This is a genomic window from Streptococcus sp. V919 (assembly GCF_054353475.1).
Genome location: NZ_JBTHHY010000002.1, coordinates 245,999 through 271,287 on the forward strand (window position 1 = coordinate 245,999; position 25,289 = coordinate 271,287).

Below are 25,289 nucleotides of genomic sequence, written 5' to 3' on the forward strand. Positions count from 1 at the left end.
TGTATTGAACCCGCGCAATTAAGCAGGTGGGCAACTCGCTCTAACTGAAGCTGTTTCCGTGTGAGACGGCCTACATGCTGTTAGAAGACTTTTGTTTCCCTAATAATACAAAAAATAGTCGGTCAACACTTAAATGTGAAGTCGTACACCACAGCGTTTCTATGATTATATGATACCACTTTTTCAAAAAAAATCAAGGGAAAATTAAAAATTTTGAAAAGGATTTCATAAGTTTCGTAATTTATCAATGGTTTCCTTGCGTTGAGCCAGGGCACGTTCGTATTTTCCACTATCTTCTGGTGAGAAGTAGCTATGGTTGCGGATTTTTTCAGGCAAGTACTCTTGCTTGACCCAGTGGCCAGGATAATTATGTGGATAGAGATAATTTTGGGCGTTCCCTAGTTCCTTGCTACCGCTATAGTGACCATCTCGCAAGTGACGTGGAATTGGTAGGTGACCGGATGTTTTAAGGTCAGCCAGGGCCTTATCCATAGCCACATAGGCTGAGTTGGATTTGGGTGAAAGGGCCAGATCAATGACGACATTGGCAATGAGGATGCGGGCTTCGGGGAATCCGATCCTTTGCGCAGCATCTAAGGCAGTTACGGTATGAATCTGAGCTTCGGGATTGGCCAAGCCAATATCTTCATAAGCAATAACAGTCAAACGACGAGCTAGACTAGGAAGGTCACCAGCCTCTATCAAGCGAGCAGCATAGTGGAGACTAGCGTCCACATCTGAACCGCGAATAGACTTTTGAAGGGCAGATAGAACATCATAGTGCCCGTCTCCATCCTTGTCCATAGTGATGTAGCTTCTCTGAAGACTATTTTCCATGATATCAAGCGTGATATGACGGATACCGTCATCATTTTCTGGAGTGGAGAGAACTGCCAAATCCAGAGAGTTAAAGGCAGAACGGAGGTCTCCATTGGTCGATGTTGCGATAAAATCAAGGGCATCATCATCTAATTCAACAGGGAAATCAAAACCACGTTCAGGATCTGTCAGGGCTATTTGAATGGCCTTTTTGACGTCTTGATTGGATAAGGGTTCTAATTCAAAAATCTGAACACGGCTACGAATGGCTGGAGTGACAGAAAAGAAAGGATTTTCAGTCGTGGCTCCAATCATGATGACCAGTCCACTTTCCAAAAGAGGCAAGAGGAAGTCTTGCTTGGTCTTGTCAAGACGATGAATCTCGTCTAGTAGCAGTACAAGGCCACCTGAGAATTTAGCTTCCTCAGCGATTTCTTGGAGACGTTTTTTACTATCAACAGTGGCATTGAAGGTCCGAAAAGCATACTTAGTCGTTCCAGCGATGGCTGAAGCGATACTTGTTTTTCCGATACCCGGAGGTCCATAGAGAATCATAGACGACAGGCGGTTAGCCTCCACCATGCGACGGATGATTTTTCCTGGGCCGACCAGATGTTCCTGACCGATGACCTGGTCGATGGTTTTGGGGCGCATACGAAGCGCGAGATTGTCTGGCATAGCAGTCCTTTCTAACATGGATTTTCTGATGTATATGTGGTAATATGGTAGTATCTATTTTAGCATATTTCCGAGTATTCGGGGCGATTAAAGAGTCGTATAGAAAGAGGACAAAATGGCAACATACGGATTTTTAGATGTTTTACAGGAAGAGTTGGACAAAAACTTTCCTTTTGATTATGAGATTAGCTGGGACAAGCGCAATCATGCGGTTGAAGTGAGTTTTCTGCTAGAGGCGCAAAATCCTGCAGGAGTAGAGATGCTAGATGAAGACGGAGAGGTTTCGTCAGATGATATCCTTTTTGAAGAAGCGGTGCTTTTTTACAACCCTGCCAAGTCAACTGTTAATGAAGAAGACTATTTGACAGTCATTCCTTACCTACCTAAGAAAGGTTTTTCTCGTGAATTCTTAGCTTATTTCGCCCTATTTCTCAAAGATACTGCAGAGGTTGGGCTAGATGCCCTCATGGACTTTTTGGAAGACCCAGAAGCAGAAGAATTCGTCATGGAATGGAACCAAGAAGTCTTTGAAGAAGGAAAAGCAGGCTTGGAAGAGGGAGAATTTTACCCTTATCCGAGATACTAGGAGCTTGTAGTGGATATAGATATTTCAGATTTCACAGGCTGCAAAATTGCCCTCTTTTGTGGAGATAAGCTACTGACCATCTTGCGTGATGACAAGGACAATATCCCTTGGCCCAATATGTGGGAGTTACCAGGTGGAGGTCGTGAAGGGGACGAAAGCCCTTTTGAATGCGTATCGCGTGAAGTTTATGAGGAACTGGGAATTCATTTAAATGAGGATTGTCTGCTCTGGAGCAAAGTCTATCCCAGCATGCTCTTTGAAGGTCGTCAGTCTATCTTTATGGTCGGTCAGATAAGTCAGGATCAGTTTGATAATATTACCTTTGGAGATGAAGGACAGGCTTATAAGCTGATGAGCATTGAGGAATTTCTCAATTCTAAACAGGCTGTACCTCAGCTCCAGGGGAGATTGAGGGATTATTTGGAGGAAGAAAAATGATTTTTGCGATTGCAACAACCACGTTGAATAAAGAAGTTAAGCGTAATCTAGAAACTGGACAATACTCTAGAGAAGAAGCTACATTTATTTATATGGAATATTTAAAGTTAAAGAAGCAGAGAGAAAGTGGTACGAAAGTAGCTGGGATCTCTATGGCTGTTATTTGGGGATTAATGCTTGTTTTACCCTTAATGAGTGGTGAAGGTCTCGTACTGCCCCTTTCAGTACATTTTTTATTACTGCTACTGCTTGCAGGAATTGTTCTATTTGTTTATTATCTTATGTTTGGTATTTTTAAACAGCAGATTCATAGCGCAATGAAAGAACACTATACAGATGTGATTGAAGAATTTAAGAAGAATAAGGAAAATACAAAATGGAAACATGGCAAGAGCTAAAAGTTACAGTGAAGCGTGAGGGAGAGGAGTTGGTTTCCAACCTCTTGATTGAACTAGGTGCCCAAGGGGTCGCAATCGAAGACAGCATGGATTATGTGGGCAATGTGGACCGATTCGGCGAAATTTTCCCAGAGGTCGAGCAACAAGAAGAAATTGTGGTGACCGCCTATTATCCTGATACGGTTGATGTAGTAGCGGTTGAAGTGGATTTGCAGGCGCGTCTCGCTGAATTGACCGACTTTATGGATCTAGGAGAAGTCAAGATGGGTACGACTGCCTTGGCTGAGGAAGACTGGGCTGATAATTGGAAGAAATACTATGAACCAGCTCGCATCACTCATGACTTGACCATCGTGCCGTCATGGACAGACTATGAAGCGACGGCGGGAGAAAAGATTATCAAGCTGGATCCAGGTATGGCCTTTGGGACAGGAACACACCCGACGACCAAGATGAGTCTCTTTGCCTTGGAGCAGGTTCTTCGCGGTGGCGAAACAGTGCTAGATGTGGGGACAGGTTCCGGTGTCCTTTCCATTGCTAGCTCGCTTTTGGGTGCCAAGGAAATCTTTGCCTATGACTTGGATGACGTAGCGGTTCGCGTCGCTCAGGAAAATATTGAGCTCAATCCTGGTATGGAAAACATCCATGTAGCCCCAGGAGATTTGCTTAAAGGCGTGGAAATCGAGGCAGACGTCATCGTAGCCAATATTTTGGCGGATATCCTTATTCACCTGACGGATGATGCTTATCGTTTGGTGAAGGACGAAGGCTATCTCATCATGAGCGGGATTATCAAGGACAAGTGGGACATGGTGCGTGAGTCGGCTGAGTCAGCTGGATTTTTCCTTGAAACCCACATGATCCAAGGAGAGTGGAATGCCTGCGTCTTCAAGAAGACCAAGGATGTCTCCGGTGTGATTGGAGGCTAGCATGCAGCAGTATTTTGTAAAAGGTTTGGCTAGCTCACCTGTCACTATCGAGGACAAGGAAACCAGCAAGCACATGTTTCAGGTTATGCGCTTAAAAGAAGAGGATGAGGTGACTTTAGTTTTTGATGATGGGATCAAGCGCTTAGCGCGCGTGGTCAATGTAGAAAGTCATCAGTTAGAGCTGATTGAGGAATTAGCAGACAATGTAGAACTACCAGTTCAAGTGACCATCGCATCAGGTTTCCCCAAGGGAGACAAGCTCGAGTTTATCACACAGAAAGTAACCGAACTGGGTGCTAGTCAAATCTGGGCATTTCCTGCAGACTGGTCCGTTGCCAAATGGGATGGCAAAAAATTGGGTAAAAAGGTTGAAAAACTAGAAAAAATCGCCCTTGGAGCAGCCGAGCAAAGCAAGCGGAATTTGGTCCCAAACATCACCCTTTTTGAAAAAAAAGCAGATTTTCTATCTCAGCTGGACCAGTTTGACTCTATCGTGGTAGCCTATGAAGAGTCAGCCAAAGAAGGTGAATCAGCAGCGCTTATCCAAGCTGTTGCGGAGTTAGAAAAAGGATCTAAACTGCTCTTTATCTTTGGACCAGAAGGTGGTCTATCTCCTGCAGAAATTGAAAGTTTTGAAGAAAAGGGAGCAGTCCTGGCAGGACTTGGTCCTCGTATTTTGCGAGCAGAAACAGCACCACTTTATGCCTTATCAGCCATCAGTGTTTTGTTAGAATTAGAGAAATAAGAGGAAAAAGATGGAACAAAAACACCGTTCAGTATTTCCTGAAAATGAACTTTGGGACTTAACAGCCCTATATCAAGACCGTGAGGATTTCTTGCGTGCGATAGAGAAGGCGCGTGAAGATATTAACCAGTTTAGTCGTGACTACAAGGGCAATCTTCACACTTTTGAAGATTTCGAGAAGGCCTTTGAAGAATTGGAGCAAATCTATATTCAGATGAGCCATATCGGGAATTACGCTTTTATGCCTCAGACGACAGACTATAGCAATGAAGATTTTGCCAATATCGCCCAAGCTGGAATGGACTTTGAAACAGATGCCAGCGTAGCCTTGACCTTCTTTGATGATGCCTTGGTAGAAGCAGACGAAGAAGTCTTGGACCGTTTGGGTGACTTGCCACATTTGACTGCAGCTATTCGTCAGGCCAAAATCAAAAAAGCCCACTATCTTGGGGCTGATGTGGAGAGGGCATTGACCAATCTGGGTGAAGTTTTCTACAGTCCACAGGATATCTATACTAAAATGCGAGCTGGGGACTTTGAAATGGCTGATTTTGAAGCCCATGGAAAAACCTACAAAAACAGTTTTGTGACCTATGAAAACTTCTATCAAAACCACGAGGATGCTGAGGTTCGTGAGAAATCCTTCCGTTCTTTCTCAGAAGGACTTCGTAAGCACCAAAATACAGCTGCGGCAGCCTATCTTGCTCAGGTTAAATCTGAAAAACTGTTGGCAGATATGAAGGGCTATGACTCAGTCTTTGATTATCTTCTGGCTGAACAAGAAGTGGACCGTGCCATGTTTGACCGCCAGATTGACCTCATCATGAAGGATTTTGCGCCAGTTGCTCAGCGATATCTCAAGCATGTTGCCAAAGTGAATGGTCTTCAAAAGATGACCTTTGCAGACTGGAAATTGGACTTGGACAGCGCCCTTAATCCTGAAGTGACCATTGATGATGCCTATGATTTGGTCATGAAGTCGGTAGAACCTTTGGGACAAGAATATTGTCAGGAAGTTGCTCGCTATAAAGAAGAACGCTGGGTGGACTTTGCTGCCAATAGTGGCAAGGATTCTGGTGGGTATGCAGCTGATCCCTACCGTGTGCATCCATATGTCCTTATGAGCTGGACAGGTCGTTTGAGCGATGTTTATACCTTGATTCATGAAATCGGGCATTCTGGTCAATTTATCTTTTCAGATAATCACCAGAGTTACTTCAATGCTCACATGTCTACTTACTATGTCGAAGCGCCGTCAACCTTCAATGAATTGCTTCTTAGTAATTACTTGGAGCACCAGTCTAATGACCCACGTCAAAAACGCTTTGCTCTTGCCCACCGCTTGACAGATACCTACTTCCATAATTTCATCACCCACCTCTTGGAAGCAGCCTTTCAGCGTAAGGTGTATACACTGATTGAAGAAGGGGAAACCTTTGGAGCAAGCAAACTCAACAGCATTATGAAGGAAGTCTTGACAGAGTTCTGGGGTGATGCTATTGAGATTGATGATGATGCGGCTTTGACTTGGATGCGCCAAGCTCACTACTACATGGGTTTGTATAGCTACACCTACTCAGCCGGACTTGTCATCTCGACTGCGGGTTACCTCCATCTGAAACATTCGGAAACTGGAGCTGAAGACTGGCTCAACCTCCTCAAATCAGGTGGTAGCAAGACACCACTTGAGTCAGCCATGATTATAGGTGCGGATATTTCAACAGACAAACCACTCCGTGATACCATCCAGTTCTTGTCTGACACGGTTGATCAGATTATCGCCTACAGTGCAGAGTTGGGAGAGTAAGTGTAAAGTAATAGAGAGGTGGGTTATTGCTTTGCTGATGATCTTTGGATGGTTGACAGTCATTGTCTTTGGATTATTTGTAGCTATTTTCAAAAAAGCCGTTGGAGGCCGTGATTTCAAAACTGAACTGAAAGTAGAGCTGGTATTGCTTGTGCTTTACTTCATTTTTGTACCATATTCTTTGTACCATATTCTCTTTCATTAAAAATTCGATGTTTAAGAAATAAAAAGTCATCTATGAATGGCTTTTTGATCAGTGACTAGAAAAGCAGAGGTGCTAGGGATGTATCAAGAATTACAAAGTAAAGTGACAGAAGAAAAACCAAGCTATAGTCGGGAAGAAATTTGGAAAGAATTACATAAGCGATCTCCTGAAACACATCCAGATGATAATCCGTCAATCTTAAAATATAGTGACGGTGTTCCAAAATTACTTGAAAATGGTTATGTTCAATAGTAAAATAAAAGTGATCAAGGGAGACGTAAATCACTATGAATAAAACTTTAAAAACATCACTCGTATTACTATTAACGGTTTTCGCCCTTGCGGCTTGCGGACAAAACAATTCAGCAGGAAGTGCAGCGCAAACTTCACAAACAGCTCAAGAAACCACGACTGCTCCAACAACACAAGTAGCGTCCAATAAACAAAATACAACAGAAGCTCTGCCAAAAGACGGTGTACAAAGATTCAAGCGTATAGATAAAGGTGGATCAACATTTCTTATCTACTACTTCAAGGATGACATCGTCTATAAACAGATTGGTATTTACTTTTATAACCCTAAAGGATTAGGCAAATCTGAAGAAGAGGTTGTTCAACTTCTGAACAAAAGTCAAGAGCTTTATAAGGATGTAACTGGAATAACCTCTAAAGTTGAGAAGGAAGATGGAGAATACATTCAAACCGTAATATATGATTACCAAACTATGGACTGGAAAGAGTTACATCGACGCGATCCAAATCAATTTCCTGCGACCAAACCAAAACCAGTGAAAATTAGTGAAGCTGCAGCTAAATTACAAGAAAAAGGTTATGTTGAATATACAGAATAAACTCAACCAGATAAACAGCACCAAAGACACTCCTTAGCCGTCCTTGGTGCTGTTTGTCCTGACTAGCCTCGGGTAACCAAAAGTGCAAAGACCTGCAATTTTCCAAGCACTTTTCTTGAATCCCTCCCCTTCTTTTGATAGACTAATAGGTAGTTGAAAAAAAGGAGACTAATTATGAAAAAATTTGTTGCTGAATTAATCGGTACATTTATGCTTGTGTTCATCGGAACAGGAGCTGTTGTTTTTGGAAATGGTGTTGAAGGACTTGGACACCTTGGGATTGCTCTTGCTTTTGGTTTAGCAATCGTAGTCGCAGCCTTCTCAATTGGAACTGTTTCAGGTGCTCACTTGAACCCAGCTGTTTCTATCGCTATGTTTGTAAACAAACGTTTGTCATCTTCAGAGCTTGTAAACTACATCCTTGGACAAGTAGTTGGTGCTTTCCTTGCATCTGGGGCTGTATTCTTCCTCTTGGCAAATTCAGGTATGTCAACTGCAAGTCTTGGTGAAAATGCCTTGGCAAATGGTGTAACTGTCTTTGGTGGTTTCTTGTTTGAAACAATTGCAACTTTCTTGTTTGTTTTGGTGATCATGACTGTAACATCAGCAAGCAAAGGTAATGGTGCTATTGCTGGTTTGGTGATTGGTTTGTCATTGACTGCTTTGATCCTTGTTGGATTGAATATTACTGGTCTTTCAGTAAACCCAGCTCGTAGCTTGGCTCCTGCTGTATTGGTAGGTGGCGCAGCCCTTCAACAAGTTTGGATTTTCATCCTTGCACCAATCGTTGGTGGAGTTCTTGCAGCTCTTGTTGCTAAAAACTTCCTTGGAACTGAAGAATAATTGAAACGCAAAAAGCCTACTCTTCACATTGGAGAGTAGTTTTTTTGTATATTAAAATCCCCCACGATAAGAGGTGAGGGATTTTATAATTAACTCAATTCAGCAACGATGGCTTTGATTTGTTCTGCAGTGTGAACACCTGCAACTTGTTTGACGACTTGTCCATCTTTCTTGAAAAGAAGAGTAGGGATAGACATGATACCAAATGAACGAGCTGTATTTGGATTTTCATCAACGTCCATTTTAACGATCTTCAAGACATCTTCTGAAAGTTCTTCAGACAATTTGTCCAAGATTGGACCTTGCATACGACATGGACCACACCAAGTAGCCCAGAAGTCTACCAAGACCAATCCGTCTTTAGTTTCTTGTTCGAATGTTGCATCTGTAATTGCTTTTGCCATAGTATTTCTCCTTTTTAATTATATTGGCTTAAATCTTGTTTCATGAGATAGAAGAAAACATCTCCATAAGTCCCATGGTAGTCCAAATCATGCCCCTTGTAGGTTACTTTTTGGACAGGGTAGTAGTCTGCGACACCAATCAGGCAGGCATGTTGAGAACGTTCAAATTCTTCGTATGACTCGAAGGTCATGGTTCTCTCTTGCTTGCTGGCATCAAGATAAGTGATTTCAATCATAGGATTCTCCTTTGCTAAATCATATCTTCATTTTACTCCTTGGAAAAAGGAATGTCAAGAAAATTGCTTGCGCACGCAAGTTTTTTGTAAAAATTTTAGGAAAGCCAACTTGTTTTTGTTTCAAGGCTTTCTTCTACAGCTTTTTGTAGATAGGCAAGAGTTGTCTGACCCTCCTTAGTGAGGCAGATAAAACTAGCTCGCTTATCCTGGTCACAACATCTCCGACTAAGTAAACCGCAGTTTTTTGCTTCTAGGCGTGCCACCATTCGTGATACAGCACTTGGACTCAGATGGAGTTTGTCAGGCAGGTCAATCTGTCTCAAAGATTTTTCTTGAGCCTGATTTAAAAAGTGTAAGAGATAGAATTCTTTGAGCGTTAGGCTTTGGTCACTCTGATCAGCAATCGTTTGCTCTAAAAGAGCTTCTAGCTCTAGTTGTCGGCGGTTGAAGTCAAACCATTTTTCTAAGTAAGTCACGTCAATCTCCTTTCCTATATAATAGTTGTAAATAGCTTTATACATCTAAGATGCTTGCGCACGCAATTAGTATACAACTTTTTAGATGAGATAGCAAGAAGGATGTTTATTGTGTATTTCCTTGAAATTTTCTGAAAAAGGAGTAAACTGGTATGCAGAAAGTCTATTTGTGGAGTATACGATGAAGTTATATGTTCAGTTAATGATTCTTTTTGTGATTTCGCTGATTGGTGAGGGAATTTCTGTTCTTTTCCATTTGCCTATCCCTGGAAGCATTATTGGTTTGATTATTTTATTTTTGGCTTTGCAGTTCAAGTGGTTGCGGGTACGTCATGTCAACATGGTTGGGAATTTTCTTCTGGCCAACATGACCATTCTCTTTCTGCCTCCTGCGGTTGGGATTATGGAGAAATTTGATGTGATTGCTCCTTATTTATTGCCCATTGTCTTGATTGTCTTTTTTGCGGCAGTGATCAATATTATCTTGATTGCGCTGGTGGTTCAGTTTATTAAAAAGCGTTATGAAGGTGATTACGAAGAAAGAGGTGCCAAATGAGCGAATTTGTATCCAATCCACTTTTTGGGATAGCTTTGTCTATCCTAGCTTATCTTGGAGGCATGATTATCTTTAGACGATACCCTCATCCTCTGACGACTCCCTTACTGCTAGCAACCTTGTTTATCATAGCATTTCTGAAATTTACGGGTATTTCTTACGCTGCCTATTATCAAGGTGGGGTCTACCTCAATAACTTGATTGTTCCCTCAACAGTAGCTTTAGGAATTCCTCTTTATAAGAGTTTTCACCTCATGAAACACCATGTTAGAAGTATTCTACTCAGTAGTTTCCTTGCTGTTGTTGTAAATACAGTTTTTACAGCTTTAGTTGCAAAATTTTTTGGCATGGATTTCTTCTTGGCGATTTCACTTTTTCCAAAGTCGGTAACGACGGCCATGGCGGTTGGAATCACAGAAAAGCTACAAGGAATCACAACAATCACCTTGGTCGTAGTAGTAGCGACTGGTATTTTGACCAGCGTTATCGGTCCAACACTCTTGAAATGGCTAAAAATAGATGATCCAGTAGCTGTTGGTCTTGCTCTTGGAGGAACTGGTCACGCAGTTGGGACTGGGACAGCTTTTCGCTATGGAGCTGTTGCGGGGGCTATGGGTGGCCTGGCTATCGGTGTCACCGGTATTCTCTACGTATTTGTCAGTCCTATCGTGGCTGGTTTAATATTAAGTTAAAGGTCAAGTATCTCTTGGCCTTTTATCAATTTAACAATAAAAAACCCCTAGCAAAAATTCATTTGCTAGGGGTTTTTTATTATTGAAGGTTAACTTTATTCTTCAAGATGTAGTAGGTGCCGATATAGTAGACAACAATCAAAATGATATCTTTAATGATTTCATAAGTGAGAAAAGAGCTGTAATTTATACTAATATTTAAGAAAAGATCGCTAAATCCAATGAGAGTGTGAATCACAATATAGGCCACAACAGCTAGAGCTGTACGGTATTCATCAAATAGTTGACCGATAGAAATAGACAAGTAGATACAAAGGATGCTGGCAAGGGTATTTAAGACATAAGTTGTCAGGCTTAACCATAAATTGCCTAGATAGTAGTCGAAAAGATCCTTGAATAAGGTTGATATGAAGACATCAGGGCTAATCATGGCAATGATGATGTAAAGACTCAAAAGAAAGACCACTGTACTTGTCAAAGACCAGACAAAGGCTCCAAGGATTTTAGCAGAGAGAATCTGGTGTTCAGATACTGGAAGGGTTAGGGTTAGATAACCACGACGGTCATAGACACTTCCCTTAAATCGTTGAATGATCAAAATTAAGGTTGAAATACTCAGAGTAATAACGAGGCCCCCAAAAACCAGAGCTAGAAAGAATAACATGAGAGCACCTTTGTCTTGATAATAGGTACTTGATAAGGCACTACCGTGAATTCCTATGATGACAGATAGGGATAGTACAGCTGCATAGAGGGCAAAAAACCATTTGTTGACATTTTTAAATTCATAACGAACTAAATTCCAAAACATAAGAATCTCCTTTACCTAAGCTTTGAATTCGTGACGGAAGAGTTGATCGATAGACTCTCCAGATTCGTAGCGAATATCATCTACATTTCCTTGACGGACGATTTTTCCATCCTTGAGGAAAATAATCTCATCCAAGATTGGCTCGATGTCTGAAATCAAATGAGTTGAAATCAAGACAGTCGAAGTTGGGGAGTAGCTGTTGATGATGGTGTTCAAGATATAGTCACGGGCTGCAGGGTCGACTCCTCCGATGGGCTCGTCAAGGACATATAAGCGAGCATCACGACTCATGACAAGAATCAATTGGACCTTTTCTTTGTTCCCTTTGGAGAGCTTTTTAAGGCGACTGTTTTCGTCGATACCTAGGTCACGAAGAAGGCCTTGAGCACGATCAAGACTGAAATCCTTGTAGAAGGTTTTGAAGAAGGTAAGAGCTTCTTTGACCTTCATTTGCTCGTTAAGGTAGGTCGTATCAGGTAGATAAGACACAATGGCTTTTGTTTCGGGACTAGGCTCTGTATTGTTGATAAGAATACGTCCTTCATCAGGTTGAAGCAAGCCATTAATCAACTTAATCAAGGTTGTCTTTCCAGAACCATTTGGGCCAAGGAGACCCACAATCTTACCAGCTGGAATTTCGAAGGAAACATTTTTAAGGGCAGGGTTGGGTCCATAGGATTTTGAAACATTTTCAAATTCTAATAAGGTCATAGTCTAAACTCCTTCAATATAATCTCTCAAAACAGTAGGTAGTTCTTCTTTTTCATAGCCAAATTCTACCATGGCTGTGACAAACTGTTGCAGTTGTTCTTCGGATAGTTGTTTGCGGGATTGGAAGATTAAGTCCAAGTCCTCTGTGACAAAGCGGCCAGCAGTCCGCTTGCTGTATACGAAACCTTCTCTTTCCAGGTCTGATAGGGCACGTTGGATGGTGTTTGGATTGACACCAGCTTCACTAGCCAATTCTCTAACAGTTGGCAGTTGTTGACTAGGCTCAAGTTTGTGGGAAATAATTTGCAGTTTGATTTTGTCCATAATCTGCAAATAGATGGGTTTGTTGTTATCAAATGTCCAGGACATCACGGTCTCCTTTCTATTTTTCTCTTGTGTTAATTAAATAGTACAACTAAACAAAAAACTTGTCAAGCCAAAAGGAGAATTATTTTGGGAATTGCTCAAAAAATGGTATAATGAAAAGAAAACGACAAGGAGGGGAAGGCATGCGTTGTCCAAAGTGTGGCGCTACTAAATCAAGTGTTATCGATAGCCGTCAGGCTGAAGAAGGAAATACGATTAGAAGAAGACGTGAGTGCGAAGAATGCCAACATCGTTTTACGACCTATGAACGTGTAGAAGAAAGAACGCTAGTTGTGGTCAAAAAGGATGGCACACGGGAGCAGTTCTCGAGAGATAAAATCTTTAATGGGATAATCCGTTCAGCTCAAAAACGTCCGGTGTCCAGTGATGAGATTGGCATGGTCGTCAATCGTATTGAACAAAAACTCCTCAGTCGCAATGATAATGAAATTCAAAGTGAAGATATTGGTTCTCTCGTTATGGAAGAACTGGCTGAACTAGACGAAATTACTTATGTTCGTTTCGCTAGTGTCTATCGTAGTTTTAAAGACGTGAGTGAGCTCGAGAATCTTCTCAAACAAATTACGCAATCTTCAAAGAAGAAAAAGGAAAAATAAATGAAGCCTAATGATCGTTTTTCTTTTCTAAAGAATAATCGGGTGTCGCAAGATCCCACATCTCTGGTGCAGTGCTACCTCCCGATTATCGGTCAGGATGCGCTGAGTCTTTACCTTTACACCCTAGCCTTTTGGGATAATGGGCAAAAGGAACATCTTTTTGCTGCTATTCTCAATCATCTCAATTTCGGGATGGATAGGCTCTTAAAAGCCTTTAAAATCTTATCAGCCTTCAACTTGGTCACTCTTTACCAAAATGGGGATGCCTATGAACTTGTTATTCATCCAACGCTTTCTAGTTCGGATTTCTTGCGTCATACGGTTTATCGTACCTTGTTGGAGAAAAAAATCGGTGAGACAGCAGTTTCTGATTTGCGCCAAGAGTCTGCGGAGGGAGAAGCTTTGACCGTTCCTTTGAGTCAGGCCTTTCCAGAGATAGAAGATATAGCTAACACTGAGGAAACACTCGGAAAAGCTAATTTTACAAATGATTTTGATTTGGAACATTTCCGTCAACTTATGGCGAGAGATGGCCTCCGTTTCCAAGATGAACAGACAGATGTCTTAGAACTGTTTAAAATAGCTGACGAGAAAAAATGGACCTGGTTTGAAACCTATCAATTGGCCAAGGCGACAGCTGTTTCTCAAGTTATCTCTGTCAAGCGTATGCGTGAAAAATCAGCGCAAAAATCTGTTTCGTCGGACTTCAGTCCCCAAGAAGCGACTATTATCAGGGAAGCGAAAAGCAAAACTGCCCTACAGTTTTTAGCGGGAATCAAACAAACACGAAATGCAGGAATTATCCAAGCTGAACGCGATTTGTTAAAACAGATGGCTGACTTGGGATTGCTTGATGAGGTTATCAACATTGTTATACTCTTGACCTTCAATAAGGTTGATTCGGCCAACCTCAATGAAAAATATGCCATGAAAGTGGCTAATGATTACTCTTATAACAAAGTCAGATCTGCTGAAGAAGCTGTACTTCGAATCAGAGAGAAGAATCAAAAGGGACAGGAGCAAAAACTGTCTAAGACTAATCAAGCCAAAACCAATGTCCCAAAATGGAGTAATCCAGAATATAAAAATGAAACCAGCGAAGAAACTCGCTTGGAATTAGAACGCAAGAAAAAAGAAATGTTAGCCCGATTAGGAAAAGGAGGAGACTAGATGGAAAGTGTAGGAGATGTGCTTAAGGGTCATCCCAGCCGTTTTCAATACCAGGACTTGGTCCAGCAGATTGTAAAAGATCCAGATGTTGCGGCTTTTATCCAGAAGGAATCTCTCAGTCAGGAGGAGTTGAACCGTAGTATTTCCAAGTTTAACCAATACATCACTGAGAGAGATAAGTTCCTCCGAGGAGATACAGACTATATCGCGCGTGGTTACAAGCCTATCCTAGTCATGAACCATGGTTACGCGGATGTATCTTATGAGGAAACTCCGGAACTGATTGCGGCTGAGAAGGAAGCGGCTATCAAGAACCGTCTCAGACTGATTAATCTTCCAGCTAGTCTTAAAAAAGCTAGCCTAGCTCAAGTTGATTTGGATGATTTAGGACGCTTGCCAGTTTTTGAAAAGCTCTTAACTTTTGTTGAACAATATCCAGAAATCCGAAAAGGTCTCTACCTCTATGGAGACTTTGGAGTTGGGAAGAGTTTTATGGTGGCTGCCCTAGCCCATGATTTGTCAGAAAAACGTGGCGTTTCATCTACCCTTCTTCACTATCCAAGCTTTGTCATTGACGTTAAAAATGCTATCGGTGATGGTAATGTAAAGAGTTTGGTGGATGAAATCAAGCAAGCTGAAGTTTTGATTTTTGATGATATCGGTGCTGAGCAATCAACACCTTGGGTGCGTGATGAAGTCTTACAAGTGATTCTCCAATATCGTATGCAAGAAGATTTACCGACCTTCTTTACTTCAAATTTCAGTTTTGAAGATTTGGAAAAACATTTTGCTAAAGGCAAGAATGGAAATGATGAAACCTGGGAAGCTAGACGTGTGATGGAGCGTATCCGTTATTTGGCAGATGAAACACGACTAGAAGGAGAAAATCGCCGATGAGTGAAACAATCAGATTAATGAAATCTCATACTTCGGTTCGCAGATTTAAAGAAGAAGCAATTCCTCAAGAAGATTTAAATACCATTTTGTCTGCAGGGCAAATGGCTTCTTCTTGGAAAAATTTCCAATCGTATTCTGTGATTGTAGTCAGAAGTCAAGAAAAGAAAGAAGCTTTGTATGAGCTTGTTCCTCAAGAAGCGATTCGTCAGTCTGCTGTCTTTCTCCTCTTTGTGGGTGATTTAAACCGTGCAGAAAAAGGAGCTCGTCTCCATACAGATACTTTCCAACCTCAAGGAGTTGAAGGGATCCTCATCACTTCAGTAGATGCTGCATTAGCTGGGCAAAACACCTTGCTTGCGGCAGAAAGCCTTGGCTATGGTGGAGTGATTATCGGTTTAGTGCGTTACAAATCTGTTGAATTAGCAGAATTGTTCAAGCTACCTGACTACACCTATCCAGTTTTTGGGATTGCACTAGGTGTACCAAATCAAAAGCATGATGTAAAACCAAGATTGCCACTCGAGAATGTTGTTTTTGAGGAAGAATACCAAGAACAAACAACTGAGGCTATTGAAGCCTATGACCGTGTGCAGAATGAATACGCAGGAGCGCGTGCGACTACGACTTGGAGTCAGCGTCTTGCGGAGCAATTCGGTCAGCCTGAACCAAGCTCGACTAGAGAAAATCTTGAACAAAAGAACTTATTGTAGAAAGTGAGAAAACATGGCCTTACCAACTGTTGCCATTGTAGGACGTCCCAATGTTGGGAAATCAACCCTGTTTAACCGTATTGCAGGGGAACGCATCTCAATCGTAGAAGATGTCGAAGGAGTAACACGAGACCGTATCTATGCTACTGGTGAGTGGCTCAATCGTTCTTTTAGTATGATTGATACTGGAGGGATTGATGATGTCGATGCTCCGTTTATGGAACAAATCAAGCACCAGGCAGAAATTGCCATGGAAGAGGCAGACGTCATCGTCTTTGTCGTTTCTGGAAAAGAAGGAATCACAGATGCAGACGAATACGTAGCTCGTAAACTCTATAAAACCCATAAACCGGTCATCCTTGCAGTCAACAAGGTGGACAATCTTGAGATGCGAAATGATATCTATGATTTTTATGCACTAGGCTTGGGTGAACCACTGCCCATTTCATCTGTTCACGGGATTGGTACAGGGGATGTGTTGGATGCTATCGTCGAAAATCTTCCACATGAAGTTGAAGAAGAAAATCCAGATGTCATCAAATTCAGTTTGATTGGTCGTCCAAATGTCGGAAAATCTAGCTTGATCAATGCCATTTTGGGAGAAGATCGCGTCATTGCCAGTCCTGTAGCTGGGACAACTCGTGATGCTATTGACACCCATTTTACAGATGCAGATGGCCAAGAATTTATCATGATTGATACGGCTGGTATGCGTAAGTCTGGTAAAGTCTATGAAAATACTGAGAAATACTCTGTTATGCGTGCCATGCGCGCCATTGACCGTTCGGATGTGGTCTTGATGGTGCTAAACGCCGAAGAAGGTATCCGTGAGTACGACAAACGTATCGCTGGATTTGCTCACGAGGCTGGTAAAGGGATGATCATCGTGGTAAATAAGTGGGATACGCTGGATAAGGACAACCACACCATGAAAAACTGGGAAGAGGATATCCGTGAGCAGTTCCAATACTTGCCTTACGCACCGATTATCTTTGTGTCAGCTCTTACCAAACAACGTCTTCACAAATTACCAGAGATGATTAAGCAAATCAGCGAGAGCCAAAATACCCGTATCCCATCAGCTGTCTTGAATGATGTGATTATGGATGCTATTGCCATCAACCCGACACCGACAGACAAAGGGAAACGCCTCAAAATCTTCTATGCGACTCAAGTTGCAACCAAACCACCGACCTTTGTTATCTTTGTAAACGAAGAAGAACTGATGCACTTCTCTTACTTGCGTTTCTTGGAAAATCAAATCCGCAAGGCCTTCGTCTTTGAAGGAACGCCGATCCACCTCATCGCAAGAAAACGGAAGTAAGATGATAAAAAAGAGGGCATTTAGTCTTCTTTTTTTATCGATAAGTTCAAGATTGTAGAGCTACATTTGTCATCGAAATAACATATTTTTCCTGGTCTGTGTCATGGTTTTGTAATGAAAAGGTACTTTCTTTGTAAAAGTCAAAATGCTATAATTCTCTAAACAATTTTCCTTGCACAAGGAGGTTATTATGAAAAAAGATAGATTGTTAAAGAATCGTTTCGTGGTGCATCTACTTGGATTGCTGATGGCATTTTTCTTCCTATCAGGATTTACCGCACCTGAAAAACCAGACTATGGTATTTATGATCCAAATCATTATTTGACAGAGGAAGTAGTTACTCAAATTCGTGACTTAAATGAAACCAATAGTCAAAAGGCAGAAAAGCTTCAAATAGGTGTCTATATCGTAGACAGTTTGGAAGGTGAAAGCATTGAAACGGTAGCAAATGAAACCGCTAGGTCTTGGAAGATTGGCTATTCAGGCGATAATTTTGGAAGTCTCATTGTAGTAGCCGTTCAAGACCGTAAATCAAGAATTGAAACCAGTAATAACACCGCCATTAGAATAACAGACTATCAAACCAAGCAGATCTTGGCAGCCAGCCGTACAGATTTTAAAACTGGTGACTATAGTAAAGGAATTCTAGCGATTGCCAAAGGTTTGGACAATCAGTTTTATAGAGGAACTGGGACCTTCTCGTCTGATGATGACTCCTCTGATATCAAACGTTATTCCGAAAGTATCAGTGGGAAAAAATCTAATCGAGATAGAACTAGTTCATCAAACCGTCGTCAAAAAAAAGACCCCATAAAAGATTTCTTTATGTTCCTGACGGTAATATATTTCGTTGGAGTCATTATTGCCATTATCAGAGGTAGAGGTAGCGGACGGGGAGACTCCTCTGACGGCGGCTGGTGGTTTAGTGACTCTTCCGACTCAGGGTCATCTTGGTCCGACTCAGGATCAGACTCATCTAGTAGCTGGGACGGCGGAGGCTTCGATGGCGGAGGCTCATCCGATGATTGGTAATGTTCGTATGTAATTTAAAGAAATAAGTAGGTTTAAGAAATGAAAAATAAAGGAATTATTTATGTATTAAGTATTTTACTGGCTATTCTCTTGCTAGGTGGATGCTCAGTAGTAGGCACTTATAATGGTCTTGTATCAGAGCAAACCAAGGTCGAGCAAGCGCAAGCAGATGTAGCGACAGCTCTTCAACGTCGTTCTGACTTGATTGGAAATTTGGTAGAGTCTGTAAAAGGTCAGATGAACCATGAGACAGAAGTCTTTACCCAAATTGCAGAAGCTCGTGCTAAAATTGGGAATGGCTCCGTAACTTCAAAAGAAAATCAAGAGGCTCAAGGAGAGTTGAGTTCCGCTATCTCACGTTTGATTTCGCTAACAGAAAACTATCCAGAATTGAAGAGCAATCAAAACGTTGAACAACTCATGACGGAGTTGGCTGGAAGCGAAAATCGTATCTTTGTAGCTCGCAAGGATTACAACCAAGCGGCTACAGAATACAATCAAAAGTTGAGAAGTTTTCCAACGGTTCTCTTTGCAAACATGATGAACTTTAAAGAAGCGGAAACTTTCAAAGAAAGTGATGAAGCCAAGACAGCTCCAAAGGTCGATTTTAGTAATTCTACAACCAAGGATTAAGCTTGATCTTCCTAAAAGGAAAACAATGACTAGACTAGTTTGATGATTTATGAAAAAGAGGCTCTAAATGTGCCTCTTTTAGCATGCATAAACACGGATTCTTTCTTGATAAAACTTGGCAAATATGCTACAATAAAAAGAACATTCTAAAATATTCAGAATTTAAAGTAAGGAAACAAATGGCAAATTTACTAAAAACTATCATCGAAAATGATAAAGGAGAACTTCGCCGCTTAGAAAAGATGGCTGATAAAGTCCTCAAATATGAAGATGAAATGGCTGCATTGACAGACGAGCAATTGCAAGCAAAAACAGAAGAATTCAAACAACGCTATCAAAATGGTGAAACGCTTGACCAACTCTTGTACGAAGCCTTTGCGGTCGTACGTGAGGGAGCGAAACGTGTTCTTGGGCTTTTCCCATACAAGGTTCAGGTTATGGGTGGTATCGTTCTTCACCACGGTGACGTTCCAGAAATGCGTACAGGGGAAGGGAAAACCTTGACAGCGACAATGCCTGTTTACCTAAATGCTCTTTCAGGTAAAGGTGTACACGTAGTTACCGTCAACGAATACCTTACAGAACGTGATGCAACTGAAATGGGTGAGTTATACTCATGGCTTGGTTTGTCAGTTGGGATTAACCTAGCTGCAAAATCTCCAATGGAGAAAAAAGAAGCCTACCTCTGTGATATTACTTACTCAACTAACTCAGAGATTGGTTTTGACTACCTTCGTGACAACATGGTTGTACGTGCAGAGAACATGGTTCAACGCCCACTTAACTATGCCTTGGTCGATGAGGTTGACTCTATCTTGATTGACGAAGCTCGTACACCATTGATCGTTTCAGGAGCTAATGCAGTTGAAACAAGTCAACTCTACCACATGGCTGACCATTTTGTGAAGTCTTTGGATAAAGATGACTACATCATTGATATTCAGTCTAAGACAATCGGTTTGTCTGACTCAGGTATTGATAAGGCTGAAGAATACTTCAAACTCGAAAATCTCTACGATATCGAAAACGTAGCATTGACTCACTTTATCGACAACGCCCTTCGCGCCAACTACATCATGATTCTTGATATCGACTATGTGGTGAGTGAAGAGCAAGAAATCCTGATTGTCGACCAATTTACTGGACGTACTATGGAAGGTCGCCGTTACTCTGATGGTTTGCACCAAGCGATTGAAGCTAAAGAAGGTGTCCCAATTCAAGATGAAACCAAGACATCTGCATCGATTACCTACCAAAACCTTTTCCGTATGTATAAAAAATTGGCAGGTATGACTGGTACTGGTAAAACAGAAGAAGAGGAATTCCGCGAAATCTACAACATCCGTGTTATTCCAATTCCTACTAACCGTCCAATCCAACGTATCGACCATTCAGACCTTCTCTACGCTAGCCTCGATGCAAAATTTAAGGCTGTCGTTGAAGATGTTAAGGCGCGTTACCAAAAAGGTCAACCAGTATTGGTAGGTACTGTTGCCGTTGAAACCAGTGATTTTCTTTCTAAGAAATTGGTTGAAGCAGGCGTACCACACGAAGTATTGAATGCCAAGAACCACTATAGAGAAGCGCAAATCATCATGAATGCTGGTCAACGTGGTGCGGTGACTATCGCAACCAACATGGCCGGTCGTGGTACCGATATTAAACTTGGCGAAGGTGTTCGTGAACTTGGAGGACTTTGTGTCATTGGTACAGAACGTCACGAGAGCCGTCGTATCGATAACCAGCTTCGTGGACGTTCAGGTCGTCAAGGTGACCCAGGTGAATCACAATTCTATTTGTCACTAGAAGACGATTTGATGAAACGTTTCGGTTCAGAACGCTTGAAGGGTGTCTTTGAACGTCTCAATATGTCTGACGAAGCCATTGAATCTCGTATGTTGACACGTCAGGTTGAAGCAGCGCAAAAACGTGTTGAAGGAAATAACTACGATACTCGTAAACAAGTCCTTCAATATGACGATGTCATGCGTGAACAACGTGAGATTATCTACGCACAACGTTATGATGTCATCACTGCAGATCGTGACTTGGCTCCTGAAATTCACGCTATGATTCGCCGTACGATTGGACGAATTGTCGATGGCCATGCTCGTTCTAAACAAGATGAAAAACTCGAAGCAATCTTGAACTTTGCGAAGTACAATTTGCTTCCAGAAGATTCAATTTCACTTTCAGATCTAGAAGGTTTGTCAGACCAAGCTATCAAGGATGAATTATACCAACGTGCATTGAAAGTCTACGATAGCCAAGTTGCGAAGCTTCGTGACGAAGAAGCTGTGAAAGAATTCCAAAAAGTCTTGATTCTACGTGTAGTTGACAACAAATGGACAGACCATATCGATGCTCTTGATCAGTTGAGAAACGCTGTTGGTCTTCGTGGTTATGCTCAAAACAACCCTGTTGTAGAGTATCAAGCAGAAGGCTTCCGTATGTTTAACGATATGATTGGTTCGATTGAGTTTGATGTGACTCGCTTGATGATGAAAGCACAGATTCATGAACAAGAACGACCACAAACAGAACACCATATCAGTACAACAGCAACTCGCAATATCGCTGCGCAACAAACAAGTCTTCCAGCTGATTTGGACCTAAGTCAAGTAAAACGCAATGACTTGTGTCCATGTGGTTCTGGTAAGAAATTTAAAAACTGTCACGGTAAACGACGTTAATATTGACTAATTTTCAGGCGGATGCCTAGTGAAAAGTGAATTTTCGCTTGGCGTCCGTTTGCTTTATAAGGAGATGAATAATGGTATTTACAGCAAAAAGCCCTAAAATTAATATTGAAGAAGTTCGTGGTTTGTCTAAATTAGAAGGACAAGCGCTGGCCAATAAACAGCAACGCGATCAAGAGCTTGAAGCGATTATTCGTGGTGAAGATCAGCGTATTTTGTTGGTGATTGGTCCTTGTTCATCTGACAATGAAGAAGCAGTTCTCGAGTATGCTAAGCGTTTGGCAAAGCTGCAAGAAGAAGTCAAAGACCGGGTCTTTATGGTCATGCGTGTCTACACTGCTAAACCACGTACTAATGGTGATGGCTATAAGGGATTAATTCACCAGCCAAATGCCAAAGAAGCACCTAGCCTCATCAATGGGATCAAGGCAGTTCGCCACCTGCACTACCGTGTTATTTCTGAAACAGGTATGACAACGGCAGATGAGATGTTATATCCAGAGAATCTTCCTTTGGTCGATGACTTGATTTCTTACATGGCAGTTGGAGCTCGTTCGGTTGAAGATCAACAACACCGTTTTGTAGCCAGTGGAGCAGATTTCCCAACAGGATTTAAAAATCCAACATCAGGAAATCTCAATGTCATGTTCAACGGTATTTATGCAGCGCAAAATAAACAAAGTTTCCTTTTCCTAGGGAAAGAAGTTGAAACTACAGGGAACCCTCTATCTCATGCCATTCTCCGTGGCGCCCTCAATGAATACGGGAAAAACATTCCGAACTATTACTACGATAATTTAATGGATACTATTGCCCAGTATGAAAAGATGGGACTTGAAAATCCATTTATCATCATTGATACTAACCATGACAACTCAGGCAAGCAGTATATGGATCAGATTCGTATCGTACGTCAAACTTTGATTAACCGCGACTGGAATGAAAAGATTAAAAAACATGTTCGTGGCTTCATGATTGAGTCTTATCTAGAAGACGGTCGTCAAAATGAACCAGAGGTCTTTGGAAAATCTATCACTGATCCATGTCTTGGATGGGAAAATACTGAAGCTCTTGTTCGTGAAATCTACCAAAGACTAGGAGAATAATATGGCATTTATCGAGAAGGGTCAAGAAATCGATATTGAAGCGATTAAGGCGGAAACACAGCTATCTGCAGAAGCATTGCAACATAAGGAAAGTCGTGACCAGGAACTAGCAGACATCCTTTCAGGAAAGGATGACCGCATCTTGTTGGTCATTGGGCCTTGTTCGTCTGATAATGAAGAAGCAGTGCTTGAGTATGCTCGTCGTTTGGCAGACTTGCAGAAAAAAGTGGCAGATAAGATTTTCATGGTTATGCGTGTATATACTGCAAAGCCACGTACCAATGGAGATGGCTACAAGGGCTTGGTTCATCAGCCAGATACTTCTAAGACTCCAAGCTTGATTAATGGTTTGCAGGCTGTTCGTCAACTTCATTATCGAGTGATTACAGAAACTGGATTGACCACAGCGGATGAAATGCTGTATCCGGCCAATCTCGTATTAGTCGATGACTTGGTGAGCTATCATGCAGTGGGTGCGCGTTCAGTAGAAGACCAAGAACACCGTTTTGTAGCTTCAGGAATAGATGCACCAGTGGGAATGAAGAACCCAACCTCTGGAAATCTGTCTGTTATGTTTAATGCCATCTATGCTGCACAAAACAAACAAACCTTTCTCTTTCACGGCCAAGAAGTTGAAACTTCAGGAAATCCCTTGGCTCACGTAATCTTACGTGGAGCTATGAATGAATATGGGAAGAATGAGCCAAACTTCTACTATGAAACTCTTTTAGATGCTATTGGACGTTACGAGTCTATGGGTCTTGAAAATCCTTTTATCATGATTGATACCAACCATGATAATTCAGGGAAACAATATATGGAGCAAGTTCGAATTGTTCGCCAATCTTTGCTCAATCGTGACTGGAATGAAAAAATCAAGAAGACAGTTCGAGGCTTCATGATTGAGTCTTACTTGGTAGATGGTCGACAAAATCAACCAGAACTTTTTGGTTGTTCGATTACAGACCCCTGCCTAGGATGGGAAAATACAGTAGCCCTGGTAGAAGAAATCTATACTACCTTAACAAAATAAGTGAAAAGGATGGAGTTGGGGGTATCTCAACTCCTTTTGATGAAAATGATAGTTGGACACGGAATCGATATCGAAGAATTAGCTTCCATACAAAATGCAGTTGAAAAAAGAGAAGGTTTTGCTCGACGTGTCTTGACAGACAAGGAAATGGAGCGCTTTTCCAGTCTCAAAGGCCGCAGACAGTTCGAGTATTTGGCTGGTCGTTGGTCAGCTAAAGAGGCTTTCTCAAAAGCTATGGGAACGGGAATTGGTAAGCTGAGCTTTCAAGATTTGGAAATTTTGAACAATGAAAGAGGAGCTCCCTACTTCAGCAAATCCCCGTTTTCAGGAAATGTTTGGCTATCAATCAGCCATACAGATCAGTTTGTGACAGCTAGTGTTATTTTGGAGGAGAATCATGAAAACTAGTCCACATAGACCAACCAAAGCCCTCATCGATCTGGGTGCTATCCGCTACAATATCCAACAAATGGAAGCGCACATTCCCAAAGATACCCTTAAATGGGCGGTTGTAAAAGCCAATGCCTATGGGCACGGAGCGATAGCTGTTGCGACGGCTATCCAGGATGATGTTAACGGCTTTTGCGTTTCTAATATCGATGAAGCCCTCGAACTTCGTCAGGCAGGAATTTCTAAGAAAATTCTTATTTTGGGAGTATCTGAGGTTGAATCTCTTTCACTGGCTAAGGAGTATGCTATTACCTTAACAGTGGCAGGATTGGAATGGATCCAGAAACTCATAGCTACAGATCCAGACTTATCAGGTTTAACCGTTCATCTTAAAATTGATTCAGGTATGGGGCGAATTGGTTTTAGAAGTGCAAGCGAGGCAGAACAGGCTCAAACTTTGCTCAAGGAACATGGGGCTAATGTTGAAGGGATCTTTACCCATTTTGCAACTGCAGATGAAGAGTCAGACAGCTACTTTAAGCAACAGTTAGAATGTTTCAAGGAAATACTCGCTGGCTTGCAAGAAGTCCCTGAACTAGTCCATGCGAGTAACTCTGCGACTACTCTATGGCATGCAGAAACGATTTTTAATGCAGTTCGTATGGGAGATTCTATGTATGGTCTCAATCCAAGCGGACAAGTTTTAGAGTTGCCTTATGAACTGAAGCCGGCCTTGACTTTGGAGTCAGCCATTGTTCATGTTAAAAAAGTCCCAGCTGGGGCTTGTATGGGCTACGGAGCGACCTATCAGGCAGACAGTGAACAAGTCATTGCCACTTTGCCGATCGGTTATGCGGATGGCTGGACACGAGATATGCAGAATTTCTCAGTTCTGGTTGATGGACAATTGTGCCCCATCGTAGGGCGTGTATCCATGGACCAAATCACGATTCGCTTACCTAAGCTTTACCCATTAGGTACCAAGGTAACCTTGATTGGCTCAGACGGTGATAAAGAAATTACTGCAACAGACGTAGCAGTCTACCGAGGAACCATCAATTATGAGGTGGTTTGTCTCCTCAGTGATCGAGTTCCGAGAGAATATCATTAAGAAACAGAAGGAAAG

Annotated in this window: 31 protein-coding genes; 24 read left to right on the forward strand and 7 right to left on the reverse strand. The window is 41.8% G+C overall.

The genetic code is table 11. The features are described from left to right. Window positions 1-225 precede the first annotated feature (225 nt). On the reverse strand, window positions 226-1,497 hold the full coding sequence (locus ACXYSK_RS07315) for a replication-associated recombination protein A (RefSeq protein WP_458625628.1): 1,272 nt from the start codon (window positions 1,495-1,497) through the stop codon (window positions 226-228). A gap of 115 nt (window positions 1,498-1,612) precedes the next feature. Between ACXYSK_RS07315 and ACXYSK_RS07320 the strand changes: the two genes are divergently transcribed. The 10 genes from ACXYSK_RS07320 (at window position 1,613) to ACXYSK_RS07365 (ending at window position 8,299) form a co-directional block, all read left to right on the forward strand. Then, window positions 1,613-2,083: a DUF3013 family protein gene (locus ACXYSK_RS07320; RefSeq protein ID WP_414259732.1), complete on the forward strand. Its 471-nt coding sequence runs from the start codon at window positions 1,613-1,615 to the stop codon at window positions 2,081-2,083. A 9-nt stretch (window positions 2,084-2,092) separates the two neighbouring features. After that, entirely contained in the window at window positions 2,093-2,521 is a 429-nt protein-coding gene (locus tag ACXYSK_RS07325) for an NUDIX hydrolase (RefSeq protein WP_458625560.1), read from the forward strand. Beyond that, a complete protein-coding gene (locus ACXYSK_RS07330) occupies window positions 2,518-2,919 on the forward strand; it encodes a hypothetical protein (RefSeq protein ID WP_458625561.1) in 402 nt (133 codons plus the stop codon). Before ACXYSK_RS07325 ends, ACXYSK_RS07330 begins: the two co-directional genes overlap by 4 nt. Then, complete coding sequence (gene prmA / locus ACXYSK_RS07335; protein WP_458625562.1) at window positions 2,898-3,848, forward strand: 50S ribosomal protein L11 methyltransferase; 951 nt, start codon at window positions 2,898-2,900, stop codon at window positions 3,846-3,848. The genes ACXYSK_RS07330 and prmA overlap by 22 nt, the downstream gene beginning before the upstream one ends. A 1-nt stretch (window position 3,849) precedes the next feature. Beyond that, window positions 3,850-4,593 carry a 16S rRNA (uracil(1498)-N(3))-methyltransferase gene (locus ACXYSK_RS07340; RefSeq protein ID WP_373113810.1) on the forward strand — a complete coding sequence of 248 codons (744 nt, stop codon included), beginning with the start codon at window positions 3,850-3,852 and terminating at the stop codon, window positions 4,591-4,593. A 10-nt stretch (window positions 4,594-4,603) separates the two neighbouring features. Then, entirely contained in the window at window positions 4,604-6,400 is a 1,797-nt protein-coding gene (gene pepF / locus ACXYSK_RS07345) for an oligoendopeptidase F (RefSeq protein ID WP_458625563.1), read from the forward strand. A 31-nt stretch (window positions 6,401-6,431) separates the two neighbouring features. Further along, entirely contained in the window at window positions 6,432-6,605 is a 174-nt protein-coding gene (locus ACXYSK_RS07350; protein ID WP_458625631.1) for a hypothetical protein, read from the forward strand. Between the two features lie 51 nt (window positions 6,606-6,656). After that, window positions 6,657-6,857: a hypothetical protein gene (locus ACXYSK_RS07355; protein WP_176602644.1), complete on the forward strand. Its 201-nt coding sequence runs from the start codon at window positions 6,657-6,659 to the stop codon at window positions 6,855-6,857. A gap of 35 nt (window positions 6,858-6,892) precedes the next feature. Next, entirely contained in the window at window positions 6,893-7,456 is a 564-nt protein-coding gene (locus tag ACXYSK_RS07360) for a DUF1307 domain-containing protein (protein WP_006150859.1), read from the forward strand. Between the two features lie 174 nt (window positions 7,457-7,630). Next, window positions 7,631-8,299 carry an MIP/aquaporin family protein gene (locus tag ACXYSK_RS07365; protein ID WP_006150854.1) on the forward strand — a complete coding sequence of 223 codons (669 nt, stop codon included), beginning with the start codon at window positions 7,631-7,633 and terminating at the stop codon, window positions 8,297-8,299. A gap of 89 nt (window positions 8,300-8,388) precedes the next feature. Here ACXYSK_RS07365 and trxA read toward each other — a convergent pair whose 3' ends face one another. The 3 genes from trxA to ACXYSK_RS07380 form a co-directional block, all read right to left on the reverse strand. Further along, window positions 8,389-8,703, reverse strand: a complete 315-nt coding sequence (gene trxA, locus ACXYSK_RS07370) for a thioredoxin (RefSeq protein WP_001029584.1) — start codon at window positions 8,701-8,703, stop codon at window positions 8,389-8,391. A gap of 14 nt (window positions 8,704-8,717) precedes the next feature. After that, the gene (locus tag ACXYSK_RS07375) at window positions 8,718-8,939 is read right to left on the reverse strand and encodes a DUF4649 family protein (protein ID WP_004250771.1); all 222 of its coding nucleotides are present in this window, start codon (window positions 8,937-8,939) and stop codon (window positions 8,718-8,720) included. A gap of 95 nt (window positions 8,940-9,034) precedes the next feature. Further along, window positions 9,035-9,415 carry a MarR family winged helix-turn-helix transcriptional regulator gene (locus ACXYSK_RS07380; protein WP_458625564.1) on the reverse strand — a complete coding sequence of 127 codons (381 nt, stop codon included), beginning with the start codon at window positions 9,413-9,415 and terminating at the stop codon, window positions 9,035-9,037. A gap of 181 nt (window positions 9,416-9,596) precedes the next feature. On the opposite strand from ACXYSK_RS07380, the gene ACXYSK_RS07385 reads away from it, so the two are divergent. Both ACXYSK_RS07385 and ACXYSK_RS07390 read left to right on the forward strand, forming a co-directional pair. Beyond that, window positions 9,597-9,971, forward strand: coding sequence for a CidA/LrgA family protein (locus tag ACXYSK_RS07385; protein ID WP_235083450.1), 375 nt, complete (start codon window positions 9,597-9,599; stop codon window positions 9,969-9,971). Continuing rightward, window positions 9,968-10,663, forward strand: coding sequence for an LrgB family protein (locus tag ACXYSK_RS07390; protein ID WP_458625565.1), 696 nt, complete (start codon window positions 9,968-9,970; stop codon window positions 10,661-10,663). The genes ACXYSK_RS07385 and ACXYSK_RS07390 overlap by 4 nt, the downstream gene beginning before the upstream one ends. Window positions 10,664-10,742: 79 nt before the next feature. On the opposite strand, the gene ACXYSK_RS07395 is transcribed toward ACXYSK_RS07390, so the two are convergent. Genes ACXYSK_RS07395 through ACXYSK_RS07405 form a run of 3 tightly spaced genes read right to left on the reverse strand, consistent with a single transcriptional unit; the run spans window position 10,743 to window position 12,554 of the window. Beyond that, entirely contained in the window at window positions 10,743-11,474 is a 732-nt protein-coding gene (locus tag ACXYSK_RS07395) for a hypothetical protein (RefSeq protein WP_235083448.1), read from the reverse strand. A 15-nt stretch (window positions 11,475-11,489) separates the two neighbouring features. Further along, window positions 11,490-12,185, reverse strand: a complete 696-nt coding sequence (locus ACXYSK_RS07400; RefSeq protein ID WP_458625566.1) for an ABC transporter ATP-binding protein — start codon at window positions 12,183-12,185, stop codon at window positions 11,490-11,492. 3 nt (window positions 12,186-12,188) lie between these two features. Then, the gene (locus tag ACXYSK_RS07405) at window positions 12,189-12,554 is read right to left on the reverse strand and encodes a GntR family transcriptional regulator (RefSeq protein WP_006150869.1); all 366 of its coding nucleotides are present in this window, start codon (window positions 12,552-12,554) and stop codon (window positions 12,189-12,191) included. Window positions 12,555-12,694: 140 nt separating this feature from the next. Here ACXYSK_RS07405 and nrdR point away from each other — a divergent pair, with 140 nt between their 5' ends. The 12 genes from nrdR to alr all read left to right on the forward strand — a co-directional run bounded on the left by nrdR (window position 12,695) and on the right by alr (window position 25,274). Continuing rightward, a complete protein-coding gene (gene nrdR / locus ACXYSK_RS07410) occupies window positions 12,695-13,168 on the forward strand; it encodes a transcriptional regulator NrdR (RefSeq protein WP_004250782.1) in 474 nt (157 codons plus the stop codon). Beyond that, window positions 13,169-14,338, forward strand: a complete 1,170-nt coding sequence (locus ACXYSK_RS07415; protein ID WP_458625567.1) for a replication initiation and membrane attachment family protein — start codon at window positions 13,169-13,171, stop codon at window positions 14,336-14,338. After that, on the forward strand, window positions 14,339-15,235 hold the full coding sequence (gene dnaI, locus ACXYSK_RS07420; RefSeq protein ID WP_458625568.1) for a primosomal protein DnaI: 897 nt from the start codon (window positions 14,339-14,341) through the stop codon (window positions 15,233-15,235). After that, on the forward strand, window positions 15,232-15,945 hold the full coding sequence (locus tag ACXYSK_RS07425; protein ID WP_458625569.1) for an NADPH-dependent oxidoreductase: 714 nt from the start codon (window positions 15,232-15,234) through the stop codon (window positions 15,943-15,945). The genes dnaI and ACXYSK_RS07425 overlap by 4 nt, the downstream gene beginning before the upstream one ends. A gap of 13 nt (window positions 15,946-15,958) precedes the next feature. Next, the gene (gene der / locus ACXYSK_RS07430) at window positions 15,959-17,269 is read left to right on the forward strand and encodes a ribosome biogenesis GTPase Der (RefSeq protein ID WP_458625570.1); all 1,311 of its coding nucleotides are present in this window, start codon (window positions 15,959-15,961) and stop codon (window positions 17,267-17,269) included. 190 nt (window positions 17,270-17,459) lie between these two features. Next, window positions 17,460-18,302, forward strand: coding sequence for a TPM domain-containing protein (locus tag ACXYSK_RS07435; RefSeq protein ID WP_458625571.1), 843 nt, complete (start codon window positions 17,460-17,462; stop codon window positions 18,300-18,302). 39 nt (window positions 18,303-18,341) lie between these two features. After that, complete coding sequence (locus tag ACXYSK_RS07440) at window positions 18,342-18,935, forward strand: LemA family protein (protein WP_235083442.1); 594 nt, start codon at window positions 18,342-18,344, stop codon at window positions 18,933-18,935. A gap of 179 nt (window positions 18,936-19,114) precedes the next feature. Further along, window positions 19,115-21,628, forward strand: coding sequence for a preprotein translocase subunit SecA (gene secA, locus ACXYSK_RS07445; RefSeq protein ID WP_458625572.1), 2,514 nt, complete (start codon window positions 19,115-19,117; stop codon window positions 21,626-21,628). An 80-nt stretch (window positions 21,629-21,708) separates the two neighbouring features. After that, a complete protein-coding gene (locus tag ACXYSK_RS07450; RefSeq protein ID WP_458625573.1) occupies window positions 21,709-22,740 on the forward strand; it encodes a 3-deoxy-7-phosphoheptulonate synthase in 1,032 nt (343 codons plus the stop codon). A gap of 1 nt (window position 22,741) precedes the next feature. Continuing rightward, window positions 22,742-23,773 carry a 3-deoxy-7-phosphoheptulonate synthase gene (locus ACXYSK_RS07455; RefSeq protein WP_458625574.1) on the forward strand — a complete coding sequence of 344 codons (1,032 nt, stop codon included), beginning with the start codon at window positions 22,742-22,744 and terminating at the stop codon, window positions 23,771-23,773. A gap of 45 nt (window positions 23,774-23,818) precedes the next feature. Next, the gene (acpS, locus tag ACXYSK_RS07460) at window positions 23,819-24,181 is read left to right on the forward strand and encodes a holo-ACP synthase (protein WP_458625629.1); all 363 of its coding nucleotides are present in this window, start codon (window positions 23,819-23,821) and stop codon (window positions 24,179-24,181) included. Further along, entirely contained in the window at window positions 24,171-25,274 is a 1,104-nt protein-coding gene (gene alr / locus ACXYSK_RS07465; protein WP_458625575.1) for an alanine racemase, read from the forward strand. The genes acpS and alr overlap by 11 nt, the downstream gene beginning before the upstream one ends. The last annotated feature ends 15 nt before the right edge of the window (window positions 25,275-25,289 follow it).